12 protein-coding genes are annotated in these 12,374 nt (G+C 66.8%); all 12 read left to right on the forward strand.

The annotated features are described in order from the left end of the window. Positions 1-320: 320 nt before the first annotated feature. Complete coding sequence (locus ACWELJ_RS11355) at positions 321-1,250, forward strand: Rossmann-like and DUF2520 domain-containing protein (protein WP_452366060.1); 930 nt, start codon at positions 321-323, stop codon at positions 1,248-1,250. Continuing rightward, a complete protein-coding gene (panC, locus tag ACWELJ_RS11360; RefSeq protein WP_452366061.1) occupies positions 1,250-2,176 on the forward strand; it encodes a pantoate--beta-alanine ligase in 927 nt (308 codons plus the stop codon). The genes ACWELJ_RS11355 and panC overlap by 1 nt, the downstream gene beginning before the upstream one ends. A 13-nt stretch (positions 2,177-2,189) precedes the next feature. After that, a complete protein-coding gene (gene panD / locus ACWELJ_RS11365) occupies positions 2,190-2,609 on the forward strand; it encodes an aspartate 1-decarboxylase (RefSeq protein ID WP_452366062.1) in 420 nt (139 codons plus the stop codon). Positions 2,610-2,622: 13 nt separating this feature from the next. Continuing rightward, positions 2,623-3,417 (forward strand): type III pantothenate kinase, encoded by a 795-nt coding sequence (locus ACWELJ_RS11370; protein ID WP_452366063.1) that lies wholly within the window; start codon positions 2,623-2,625, stop codon positions 3,415-3,417. Positions 3,418-3,609: 192 nt separating this feature from the next. After that, positions 3,610-4,221 carry a cysteine dioxygenase gene (locus ACWELJ_RS11375; RefSeq protein WP_452366064.1) on the forward strand — a complete coding sequence of 204 codons (612 nt, stop codon included), beginning with the start codon at positions 3,610-3,612 and terminating at the stop codon, positions 4,219-4,221. Beyond that, the gene (locus ACWELJ_RS11380) at positions 4,218-4,649 is read left to right on the forward strand and encodes a rhodanese-like domain-containing protein (protein WP_357275706.1); all 432 of its coding nucleotides are present in this window, start codon (positions 4,218-4,220) and stop codon (positions 4,647-4,649) included. Before ACWELJ_RS11375 ends, ACWELJ_RS11380 begins: the two co-directional genes overlap by 4 nt. 171 nt (positions 4,650-4,820) lie before the next feature. Continuing rightward, entirely contained in the window at positions 4,821-6,287 is a 1,467-nt protein-coding gene (lysS, locus tag ACWELJ_RS11385) for a lysine--tRNA ligase (RefSeq protein WP_452366108.1), read from the forward strand. Between the two features lie 116 nt (positions 6,288-6,403). After that, positions 6,404-6,766, forward strand: coding sequence for a histone-like nucleoid-structuring protein Lsr2 (locus ACWELJ_RS11390; protein ID WP_452366065.1), 363 nt, complete (start codon positions 6,404-6,406; stop codon positions 6,764-6,766). Positions 6,767-6,953: 187 nt separating this feature from the next. Further along, positions 6,954-7,577, forward strand: coding sequence for an FHA domain-containing protein (locus ACWELJ_RS11395; RefSeq protein WP_452366066.1), 624 nt, complete (start codon positions 6,954-6,956; stop codon positions 7,575-7,577). Positions 7,578-7,718: 141 nt separating this feature from the next. Next, on the forward strand, positions 7,719-8,312 hold the full coding sequence (locus ACWELJ_RS11400) for an anthrone oxygenase family protein (RefSeq protein WP_452366067.1): 594 nt from the start codon (positions 7,719-7,721) through the stop codon (positions 8,310-8,312). Positions 8,313-8,512: 200 nt separating this feature from the next. Then, positions 8,513-9,457 (forward strand): esterase/lipase family protein, encoded by a 945-nt coding sequence (locus ACWELJ_RS11405; protein WP_452366068.1) that lies wholly within the window; start codon positions 8,513-8,515, stop codon positions 9,455-9,457. Between the two features lie 273 nt (positions 9,458-9,730). Next, positions 9,731-12,289, forward strand: a complete 2,559-nt coding sequence (locus ACWELJ_RS11410; protein ID WP_452366069.1) for an ATP-dependent Clp protease ATP-binding subunit — start codon at positions 9,731-9,733, stop codon at positions 12,287-12,289. The last annotated feature ends 85 nt before the right edge of the window (positions 12,290-12,374 follow it).

Consider the following 12,374-nt stretch of genomic DNA (forward strand, 5'->3'; position numbering starts at 1 on the left):
CCCCGGTCCCGCGCCTGGAGCCCGAGCCCGCTGCCGCCGCCGTCCCGGTAGGCCGCGCCACCTCCCGCCGCCGACGCCGCGACGACAGCGCCGACCCCGAAGGCACCCAGCGCCTCTCGGTCGCCGAGATCATGGCCAACCTGAAGTCGGAGAGCAGTAACTGACGCGTTCCCCATCTGGGGTGTGGGGCGCAGCCCCCGAGAGTCGCGAGAGTTGCCTATCCCACAGTGGGTAGCTCTGGCGAATCGGCGGCGATATTCTCGCTCTCGTAACGTCCGGTACCCGCATGGCGGGACTGGAACGACTTTCGAGAGGACGAAGTGACCTCGGACAAGGATGTCTGCGGGACCGATCCTGCGCCTGCACGGTTGACGGTGGGAATCGTCTCGGCGGGACGCGTCGGCTCAGCACTGGGTGTGGCACTGGAGCGTGCCGGCCATGTCGTTTTCGGGGTGTCCGCGATTTCGGACGCCTCGGTGCGGCGTGCCGCCACGCGCCTGCCGGATTCCCGGATCCTGCCCGCCGAAGAGGTCGCCGCCCGCAGCGAGCTGCTGATTCTGGCGGTACCGGACAGTGAGTTGCCGGGTCTGGTCTCGGGTTTGGCGGCCGGGAACGCGGTGCGTTCGGGCACCATCGTGGTGCACACCTCGGGCGCGAACGGTGTCGGCGTGCTGGCTCCGCTGACCGCCTTGGGCGCGCTCCCGTTGGCGATTCACCCGGCGATGACGTTCACCGGCCATGACGAGGATGTGGCCCGGCTGGCGAACGCCTGCTTCGGCGTGACCGCCGCGGATGACATCGGCTACGCCATCGCGCAGTCACTGGTGATCGAGATGGGTGGCGAGCCGGTGCGGGTGGCGGAGGAGAACCGCACCCTCTATCACGCGGCTCTCGCGCATGGCAGCAATCATCTGGTGACCCTGATCGTGGACGCGGTGGAAGCGCTGCGCGCGGCCCTGTCCGGTCCGGGTCTGCTGGGTCAGCAGATCGTGGACGATCAGCCCAACGGCTTGGCCGAGCGGGTGCTCGCCCCGCTGGCCTCGGCGGCTCTCGACAATGCCCTGCGGCGCGGCCCGGCCGCGTTGACCGGTCCGGTGGCGCGCGGTGACGTGGCCGCGGTGGCCGCGCACTTGGAGGCGTTCGAAGCACTCGATCCGCGCCTGGCCGCCGGTTACCGGGCCCAGTCGTTGCGCGCGGCCGAGCGTGCCCGCACCAATCCCGCTCTCATCGATCTGTTGGAAGGACGCTGATGGACCCCAAGCTGATCGGAACGTACAAGCGCGGCGAGCTGACCGTGCACCACGATCCGGCCGTCATGACCAAGGTCGTGAAGGCGCTGCGTTCGGTGGGCCGCCGGGTCGCGCTGGTGCCGACCATGGGCGCGCTGCACGAGGGCCATCTGGAGCTGGTGCGGCTGGCGAAGGTCACCAACACCACGGTGATCGTGTCGATCTTCGTGAATCCGCTGCAGTTCGGCGCGAACGAGGATCTCGACAGGTACCCGCGCACCCTGGACGCGGATGTGGAACTGCTGCGCGGTGAGGGTGTGGAGCTGGTCTTCGCGCCGAGCGCGCAGGACATGTACCCGTTCGGTCCCCGCACCACCGTGCAGGCCGGTCCGTACGGCGACATCCTCGAGGGCGCGACCCGTCCGGGTCACTTCTCCGGGGTGCTGACCGTGGTGTCGAAGCTGCTCAATATCTGTCAGCCGCACGAGGCGTTCTTCGGTGAGAAGGACTACCAGCAGCTGGCGCTGATCCGCCAGATGGTGGTGGATCTGAACATGGACGTGAAGGTGGTGCCCGCGGCCACCATTCGCGAGGCCGACGGCCTGGCGCTGTCCTCGCGCAACCGCTACCTGAACCCCGAGGAGCGCGAGCTGGCCACCACCCTGTCGGCCGCGCTGTTGGCCGGTCGCCATGCCGCGGGCCGGGGCCCGGAGGCCGTGCTGGCGGCGGCGCGGTCCGTGCTGGACACCGCGCCCGCCATCGAGGTCGACTACCTGGCCCTGCGCGGCTCCGATTTCTCCGAGCAGTGGCCGACCGGTAATGCCCGGCTGCTGATCGCGGCCCGGATCGGCGGTACCCGCCTGATCGACAACATGCATGTTCCGGTCGGCCAGCCGCTCGACGGCCTGCCCTCCGTTCCCGACCAGCCCGCCCAGGCATCTCTCTAGGAAGGCGACGACGATGTTGCGCACCATGATGACGTCGAAGATCCACCGCGCCACGGTGACTCACGCCGATCTGCACTATGTGGGTTCGGTGACCGTGGACCAGGACCTGCTCGATGCCGCCGACCTGCTCGAGGGTGAGAAGGTCAGCATTGTCGACATCACCAACGGGGCCCGCCTCGAGACCTATGTGATCGCCGGCGAGCGGGGTTCCGGCGTGATCGGAATCAACGGCGCGGCAGCGCATCTCGTGCATCCGGGCGACCTGGTGATTCTCATCGCCTACGGCATGATGGACGCAAAGGAGCTCGAGAACTACGCTCCGCACGTGGTTTTCGTCGACGAGCGCAATCGCCCCATCGAGCTGGGCGCCGATCCGGCGCACGCCCCGGAGGGCTCGGACCTGATCTCGCCGCGTTCCTTGACGATGGCCTGAGCGGCGGGCGGGCATGCTGCTCTGTATCGACGTCCGCAACACCAGCATCGAGCTGGGCCTGTTCTCCGGCAGCGGGGAGCACGCGAAGCTGGCCCGGCACTGGCGGACGCACACCAATCCGCTGTTGACCGCGGACGAGTTCGCGCTGCAGGTGCGTGGCCTGATCGGGGCGGACGCCGATCAGGTGGTGGGTGTGGCGGCGCTGTCCACGGTGCCGCCGGTGCTGCGTGAGCTGCGCGAGATGCTGTCGCGCTATTGGGCGCACGTGCCGCATGTGCTCGTGGAACCCGGTGTGCGCACGGGTATTCCGCTGCTGGTGGACAATCCCAAGGAGGTCGGCGCCGACCGGATCGTGAATTGTCTTGCGGCGTATCACCGTTTCCGGTCCCCGGCCATCGTGGTGGATTTCGGGACCGCGATCTGTGTGGACCTGGTGTCGGCGAAGGGCGAATTCCTGGGCGGCAGTATCGCCCCGGGTGTGGAGATCTCCACCGAGGCGCTGATCTCCCGGAGCGCGCTGCGGCGCGCGGAGTTGACCCGGCCGCGGTCGGTGGTGGGCAAGAACAGCATGGAGTGCCTGCAGTCGGGCGCCATCTTCGGTTTCGCGGGCCTGGTGGACGGCCTGATCGACCGCATCCGCGATATCGACGCCTTCTCCGGCGACGATGTGGCGGTGGTGGCGACCGGTGCGACCGCGCCGCTGATCGTGCCGGAGTCGGAGACCATCGAGCATCACGAGCCGAATCTGACCCTGGACGGCCTGCGGCTGGTGTACGAGCGCAATCAGGCGCGCCGCACTCGGCCCTGAACCGACCGGACGGAATAAAAGTGACGCAGTCGTCGCCGGGGGGCCTGGTGATTCCCGGCGATCCGCTGTTAAACTCGCCCTCGTGTCTTTCCGTGTGAGCACCCAGGAGTGTTGTCGAGGCTGATTCGCCTCGACGGTCGTCGAGGCTTCGTATAGCCCCCGGCCACTTTCACACTTCTTGGAGATGCGCTCATGCGTTCCTCTGTTCTTTCCTTACCTGTCGATTCCCGTGCCGCCACGTCGGGCCTGCTGCCCGAGGTGACCGAGCGCGCGACCGCCTCCGCCCTGCCGACTCGGCTGCGTCCGGCCGACCTGCTGCGCCTGACCGACGAGGGCGCCCAGGATGTGCTGGAGGGCCGCTACGATCACCTGCTCCCCGACGGCGGTCTCTGGCCCACCGAAAAGCGCTGGGCCACAAGGCTTGTCGCCGACGATGAGGTGGACGTCTGGCTGATCAGCTGGGTCGAGGGCAAGTACACCGAACTCCACGACCACGCCGGCTCGCTGGGCGCGCTGACCGTGCTGTCCGGCGCGCTGTCGGAGTACCGCTGGAATGGCCGGGACCTGCGCCGTCGCACTCTCGCCGCCGGCGACCAGGCCTCCTTCCCGCTCGGCTGGGTGCACGACGTGGTCCGGGCCCCCGAATCCGAGGCGGGCAGCACCGGCCCGCTGAATCCGACCTTGAGCGTGCACGCCTATTCCCCGCCGCTGACTGCCATGTCCTATTACGAGGTCACCGGCCACGGCACCCTGCGGCGCACCCGTTCCGTCCTCACCGACCAGCCCGAAGGCGAACTCGAATGACCCACTTGACGATCGACGGCATGCTCGCCCAGGCGCGCCAGCAGCTGCGTCGCCTGCTCCCGATCGAATTGCCGCAGGCCATCGCCCGCGGCGCGATTCTGGTGGATATTCGCCCGCAGGCGCAGCGCCTGCGCGAGGGCACTCTGCCGGGCGCGCTGGTCATCGAGCGAAATGTCCTGGAATGGCGTTTGGACCCGTCCAGTTCCGCGCGTTTGGCAATGGCCGAGCATCACGACGTGGAATGGATCGTCGTTTGCTCCGAGGGCTACACCTCCAGCCTGGCCGCCGCCTCCCTGCAGCAGCTGGGCCTGCGCCGCGCCACCGACCTCGAAGGCGGATATCAGGCGCTCAAGGCGGCGGGTCTGCTGACCGTGGCGGCCTCCGCCCCCCACTTCGAACGCGAGGTCGCGACCCTCGCCTGGCTGTAGACAAAGGCGTACTCGGTTGTAGCCCTGGGCGGCGGAGAAAAAGGTTTTCGTCGCAGGATAGGCTGGGTACCCGTGAGCACCCCTCCCTCTTCTTCTTCTGCAAGCACCACCGTTTCCGCTGGGCAAAAGCGCGCCGCGGCGCCCGCGGTGGAGCATGACGTCCCCGAGCAGATGCGGATTCGCCAGGAGAAGCGGGAACGGTTGCTGGAGGAGGGCCGCGAGGCTTATCCGGTCGTCGTGGACCGCACCCACACGCTCGCCGAAATCCGGGCGGCCTATCCGGAGCTGGCGGCCGATTCCCAGACCGGTCAGGTGGTCGGGATCGCGGGGCGCGTCATTTTCGTCCGTAATACCGGCAAGCTGTGTTTCGCCACTCTGCAGGAGGGCGACGGCACCAAGCTGCAGGCGATGATCAGCCTCAACGGGGTCGGCGCGGAGTCGCTGGCGGCCTGGAAGGCCGATGTCGACCTGGGTGACTTCGTGTTCGTGCACGGTGAGGTGATCGCCTCGCGCAGTGGCGAATTGAGCGTCATGGCCGACTCCTGGGAGATGGCGGCGAAGTCGCTGCGCCCGCTGCCGGTGGCGCACAAGGAGATGAACGAGGAGTCCCGGGTCCGGCAGCGCTATGTCGACCTGATCGTGCGCCCGGAGGCGCGTGAGATGGCCCGCATCCGCGTCGCCGCGGTGCGCGCGCTGCGAAACGCGTTGGAGCGCAGGGGATTCCTCGAGGTCGAGACCCCGATGCTGCAGACCATCCACGGCGGCGCGGCGGCTCGTCCGTTCGCCACCCACTCCAACGCGCTCGATATGGAGCTGTTCCTGCGCATCGCGCCGGAGTTGTTCCTGAAGCGTTGCGTGGTGGGCGGCATCGAGAAGGTCTTCGAGATCAACCGGAACTTCCGCAACGAGGGCGCGGACTCCACCCATTCGCCGGAGTTCGCAATGCTGGAAACCTACGAGGCGTACGGCACCTACGACGATTCCGCCATCATGATGCGCGAATTGATCCAGGAAGTCGCGCAGGAGGTCTACGGCACGCAGGTGGTGACGCTGGCCGACGGCACCGAATACGATCTGTCCGGTGAGTGGGCGACGGTCGAGATGTACCCGTCGCTGTCGGAGCAGATCGGTACCGAGGTCACCCCGGAAACTTCCGTGGAGGAATTGCTGGCGCTCGCGGATCGGGTCGGTCTGGAAATTCCGCAGGGTAAGGGCTACGGCCACGGCAAACTGGTCGAGGAACTGTGGGAGCACGTCTACGGCGACAAGCTCTACGCCCCGACTTTCGTGCGCGACTTCCCGGTCGAGACATCGCCGCTGACCCGTCAGCATCGGAGCAAGCCCGGGGTTACCGAGAAGTGGGACCTGTACGTGCGCGGCTTCGAACTGGCCACCGGCTATTCGGAACTGGTGGATCCGGTGATCCAGCGGGAACGTTTCATGGATCAAGCGCGTTTGGCCGCGGCCGGTGACGACGAGGCCATGCGGCTGGACGAGGACTTCCTCACCGCGATGGAGCACGGTATGCCCCCCACTACGGGAACCGGTATGGGTATCGACCGTTTGCTGATGGCCCTGACTGGCCTGGGAATCCGGGAAACGATACTCTTTCCAATTGTGCGGCCGGCCGCCCGTTAGTTCTCCGGATTGCATTTCCGGGGCCTGTTCTGGGACTATCGGAATTAGCGGTATTCTGGCGTCGGGTAATCGGCCTGACTATGTGGGTCGCACGATTTCGAGAGGACGTTCATCTCATGGCAAAGAAGGTCACCGTTAGCTTGATCGACGATGTCGACGGTGAGTCCATCGCGGACGAGACCATCGAGTTCGCTATCGATGGCGTCTCGTACGAGATCGACTTGTCGACGGCGAATGCGGCCAAGCTTCGGGAGGGTCTGGAGGCTTGGGTTTCCGCCGCTCGGCGCACGAGCGGACGGCGTCGCACCAAGGTGGCCGGCGCTCCGGCCGCGGGTCCGAAGAACCGGGTCTCGATCGATCGTGAACAAAGCGCGGCCATTCGCGAATGGGCTCGCCGGAATGGACACAAGGTGTCCGCTCGTGGTCGTATCTCTGCTGACATCACCGAGGCTTACAACAAGGCCGCCGCTAAGAACTAGTGTCCGCTAGTCGCCGATTCGACTGCCGTCCGGGTGTTCGTGCGACCCGGGCGGCAGTGGTTTATTCATACGCTTTGCGTATAACCAGGGGATCAACTGCGATCTTGCTACCGCCCGGGGTGGCCAGGCACCATTGAAACGTGCGGACGACGTCACTGGCTGGGTGTAGAGAAGAGGTATCGGCACAGTGACCGCTTTCCACGGTTCCTTCCTCCGGGTCAAGGACCAAGAGGGACGCCAGCACGAGTTGATGCTGACCCCCGACCAGCCCCGGATCACTATCGGCCGCTCCCCGCAGGCCGATCTCTCGCTGTCCTGGGACGCCGAGGTGTCGCGGCTGCACGCGACCGCGGAGTACCTGGGCGCGCACTGGACCATCGTGGATGACGGCCTGTCCCGCAACGGCACCTTCGTCAACGGCGACCGCCTGGTGGGACGGCATCGCTTGCAGCCGGGGGACGTCATCCGGATGGGCACCTCGCGGGTCACCTTCCATGATTTCAGTGGCGCCGCAGGCGATGTCACGCAGACCTCGACGGGTGGGCTGCCCACGCTGCGCTCCCTCACCGAAACCCAGCGGTCGGTACTGATCGCGCTCTGCCGCCCCCTGCGCGGCAACGACGGCTTCGCCTCACCCGCCTCGAATCAGCAGATCGCGGCCGAACTCTTCCTCAGCGTCGACGCCATCAAGACGCATCTGCGCGCCCTGTTCGCCAAGTTCGGCGTCGAGGATCTCCCGCAGAACCAGAAGCGGGTCCGGCTCGCCAACCTGGCCATGCAGTCGGGCGTCATCTCCGAACGCGATCTCTGAGAGTTCGCGACAACCCCGGGGTGGATCCCCGCGCATGGGGGTGAGCTTCTGAGCCATGGGTTTCCGGACTCGTGCGCTGTTGACTGAACGTAGTTGATCGCCCGGGAGAACACGGGCGGCGGATCCAGTCAGGAGAGCACGATGTTCGCACTTCGCACGGCCGCACTGGTGGCGGCGACGTTGACCACCGGCCTCACCGCCGGCATCTTCTTCGCCTACGCGACCTCGGTGATGACGGCCCTGGGTCAGTCCGACGACCGCACCTTCGTCGACATCATGCAGAAGATCAACGTGGTCATCATCAACCCGCCGTTCATGCTGGCCTTCATGGGCTCGGTCGGCTTCACCGTGCTGGCCGCGGCACTGCACCTGGGCAAGGGCAACCGCACCACGCTGATCTGGGTCGGCGTCGCGCTGGCGCTCAATGTGATCGCCTTCGCGGTCACCTCCGGGATGAACGTGCCGCTCAACAATCAGCTGGCCGATGCCGGTGATGTCGCGCAGATCCCGGACCTGGCGGCGGTGCGGTCCCAGTTCGAAAGCTCCTGGGTGGCTTGGAACGTCGTGCGCGCGGTGATCCACACCCTGGCCTTCCTGGTCCTGACCGGAGCGCTGTTCGTGGCGGGCACGCAGCACGCCAAGGCTGATCAGAAGACGGTGGCGGCCGCGGCGGTGGCCGCGGCTCCGCAGTTCCCGCAGTACGCCCCGCAGCCCGGATTCCCTTCCGCCCGGTAGTGATTCACCCCCCGATTCCGGTGGTGGCCGGGACCCGATGTGCGGCAACGCAAGCCGCCTGCGGGTCCCGGCCATCGCCGCGTTCCCGTAGTGGAACCGGTTTCAGAACTTACCCGTCAGTAATCCATCCCCCGTGCTTGTTTTCCGTCTAGGTTGTCGGAACGCGTTCTAATTTGGGAGGGAACATGCAGAGGATGCCCATGCGTGGAACGCCAGGATCACTGCTGATCATGGCGGTGCTGGCGATCTTGGGAATCACCGCGAGCGGTACGGCGCGCGCGGAATACCCGGTCACATTCAACTTCTTCGCGGGCATCCCGAACGAGTTGCTCAATCCGGGCGGCTCGCTCCCCGGCGCCAACGACTGGTCCTGTAAGCCCACGGCCGCCCATCCCGATCCGGTGGTGCTGATCCACGGCACCGCGGGCGGCGCGCAGACCAACTGGGGCGCCTACGCGCCGCTGCTCGCCAACGAGGGCTACTGCGTGTTCGCCCTGACCTACGGCGCCCTCGACGTCCCGTGGCCGCTGAACGCCCTGGGCGGTATGAAGCCGATCCCCGAAAGTGCCGCTCAGCTGGCCGCTTTCGTGAACCGGGTGCTGTCGGCGACCGGCGCCGCGCAGGTCGACTTCGTGGCGCACTCGCAGGGCAACACGGTCGGCAACTACTACATCAAGCGGCTCGGCGGCTCCGGCAAGGTGAACCACTTCGCCGCCATCGCGCCCCCGTGGCTGGGCATCTTCGGCGATCAGATGAACGTGATCCGGGCCTTCGGTCAGCAGCTCGGCGCGACCGCGGACCAGATCGACAACCTCGCCGCCATGGGCGTCATCTGCCAGGCCTGCCCGGAGATGCTCGGCGACTCCTCCTTCATGAACGCCCTGAACGCCGACGGCGTCTTCGACCCGTCGGTCACCTACACCAACCTGGCCTCCAATTTCGACGAGGCGGTGTGGCCGTCGATCGCCCTGGTCCCGGGCGCGAACGTGACCAATGACCTGATGCAGGACGGCTGCGCGCTCGATTTCTCCGATCACATGGCCATCGCGGGCAGTCGCCGTGCGGCCATGATGACCCTCAACGCCCTGGATCCGGCGCATGCCCGCCCGGTGCCGTGCGAGTTCGTCCCGCCGATCACCGGGTAGCCGATTCGCTCGATTTCCCCGACTGACCGGCTTGTTCGCTGTGGGCGTAGCGCGTTCGGAAACGAGCCGCGCAACTGCCCCGTTATGACTGAATGAGTCGTACTGTCGCCGGTTCGCAATAGGGTGGACGGACGACGTGCGTGACCCCCGGCAACTAGAGTGGAGTCGGGGGATGCAACCCCAGGGCTTCATGGCAGGCTGGCGACCAGAAGGGCAGCACAGGGTCTGAAGCGCCGGATGCCAGTGATGGCGGAGCAGGAGAGTGAGGGAGCGATGTTCGAGAGGTTCACCGACCGCGCGCGGCGGGTCGTTGTCCTGGCCCAAGAAGAGGCCCGGATGCTCAACCACAACTACATCGGCACCGAGCACATCCTGCTGGGCCTGATCCACGAGGGCGAGGGTGTCGCGGCGAAGTCGCTGGAGTCCCTTGGCATCTCGCTGGAGGGCGTGCGCTCGCAGGTCGAGGAGATCATCGGGCAGGGCCAGCAGGCTCCGTCCGGTCACATCCCGTTCACTCCGCGTGCCAAGAAGGTGCTCGAGCTGTCGCTGCGTGAGGCGCTGCAGCTCGGTCACAACTACATCGGCACCGAGCACATCCTGCTCGGCCTGATCCGCGAGGGTGAGGGCGTCGCGGCGCAGGTGCTGGTGAAGCTGGGCGCGGATCTCAACCGGGTGCGCCAGCAGGTCATCCAGCTGCTGTCCGGGTACCAGGGCAAGGAGCCGGTCGAGGGTTCCGGTTCGCGTGGCGAGCAGGGCACCCCGTCCACCTCGCTGGTGCTGGACCAGTTCGGCCGGAACCTGACCCAGGCCGCCCTCGAGGGCAAGCTCGACCCGGTCATCGGCCGCTCGAAGGAAATCGAGCGCGTCATGCAGGTGCTGAGCCGCCGTACCAAGAACAACCCGGTCCTGATCGGTGAGCCCGGCGTCGGTAAGACCGCCGTCGTGGAGGGTCTCGCCCAGGCCATCGTCAACGGCGAGGTGCCGGAGACGCTCAAGGACAAGCAGCTGTACACCCTCGACCTGGGTTCCCTGGTCGCGGGCAGCCGCTACCGCGGTGATTTCGAGGAGCGCCTGAAGAAGGTGCTCAAGGAGATCAACACCCGCGGCGACATCATCCTGTTCATCGACGAGCTGCACACCCTGGTGGGTGCGGGCGCGGCCGAGGGCGCCATCGACGCGGCCTCGATCCTGAAGCCCAAGCTGGCTCGCGGCGAGCTGCAGACCATCGGCGCCACCACCCTCGACGAGTACCGCAAGTACATCGAGAAGGACGCCGCCCTGGAGCGCCGGTTCCAGCCGGTCCAGGTGGGCGAGCCGACGGTCGAGCACACCATCAACATCCTCAAGGGTCTGCGCGACCGCTACGAGGCGCACCACCGGGTCTCCATCACCGATGGCGCTCTCGTCGCCGCCGCCACCCTCGCGGACCGCTACATCAACGACCGCTTCCTGCCGGACAAGGCGATCGACCTCATCGACGAGGCGGGCGCGCGCATGCGCATCCGCCGGATGACCGCGCCGCCGGACCTGCGCGAATTCGACGACAAGATCGCCGAGGCGCGCCGGGAGAAGGAGTCCGCGATCGACGCGCAGGACTTCGAGAAGGCCGCGCGCCTGCGCGACAAGGAGAAGCAGCTCGTCGCCAAGCGGGCCGAGCGCGAAAAGCAGTGGCGCTCCGGCGATCTGGACGTCGTGGCCGAGGTCGATGACGAGCAGATCGCGGAGGTGCTGGCCAACTGGACCGGTATCCCGGTGTTCAAGCTCACCGAGGAGGAGACCACCCGTCTGCTCCGCATGGAGGACGAGCTGCACAAGCGGATCATCGGCCAGGAGGACGCGGTCAAGGCCGTGTCCAAGGCCATCCGCCGCACCCGCGCCGGTCTGAAGGATCCGAAGCGTCCCTCGGGCTCGTTCATCTTCGCCGGCCCGTCCGGTGTCGGTAAGACCGAGCTGTCGAAGGCGCTGGCGAACTTCCTGTTCGGCGAGGACGACGCGCTCATCCAGATCGACATGGGCGAGTTCCACGATCGCTTCACCGCCTCGCGGCTGTTCGGTGCCCCTCCGGGCTACGTCGGCTACGAGGAGGGCGGCCAGCTCACCGAGAAGGTGCGCCGCAAGCCGTTCTCGGTGGTGCTGTTCGACGAGATCGAGAAGGCGCACCAGGAGATCTACAACACCCTGTTGCAGGTCCTGGAGGACGGTCGCCTGACCGACGGTCAGGGTCGTACGGTCGACTTCAAGAACACCGTGCTGATCTTCACCTCGAACCTCGGTACCTCGGACATCTCCAAGGCCGTGGGCCTGGGCTTCGCCCAGTCCAACGCCGAGGGCTCGAACTACGAGCGGATGAAGCTGAAGGTCAACGACGAGCTGAAGAAGCACTTCCGCCCGGAGTTCCTGAACCGCATCGACGACGTGATCGTGTTCCACCAGCTCACTCAGGACCAGATCATCCAGATGGTCGACCTGATGATCGGCCGCGTCGCCAACCAGCTGAAGAACAAGGACATGGAGATCGAGCTGACCGAGAAGGCCAAGAGCCTGCTCGCCAAGCGCGGTTTCGACCCGGTCCTGGGCGCCCGCCCGCTGCGTCGCACGATCCAGCGCGAGATCGAGGACCAGCTGTCGGAGAAGATCCTCTTCGGCGAACTGGGCGCCGGTCAGGTCGTGTCGGTGGATGTCGAGGGCTGGGACGGCGAAGGCCAGGGCGAGAACGCGAAGTTCACCTTCGCCGCCAAGGCCAAGCTGACCAAGAAGGCCGACTCGGCCGCCGAGGACAAGCCGGTCGCCGCCCTCGCGGGTGAGGCCCCGGCCGCCGCCTCCGGCGAGTAAGTCAGCGAGACGACGGAAGCCCCGCTCCTCCTCCGGGAGGGCGGGGCTTCCGCCTGTTCGGGGCCGAAATTCGGTGGCGGAGCGA

The organism is Nocardia sp. NPDC004582 (genome assembly GCF_053602115.1).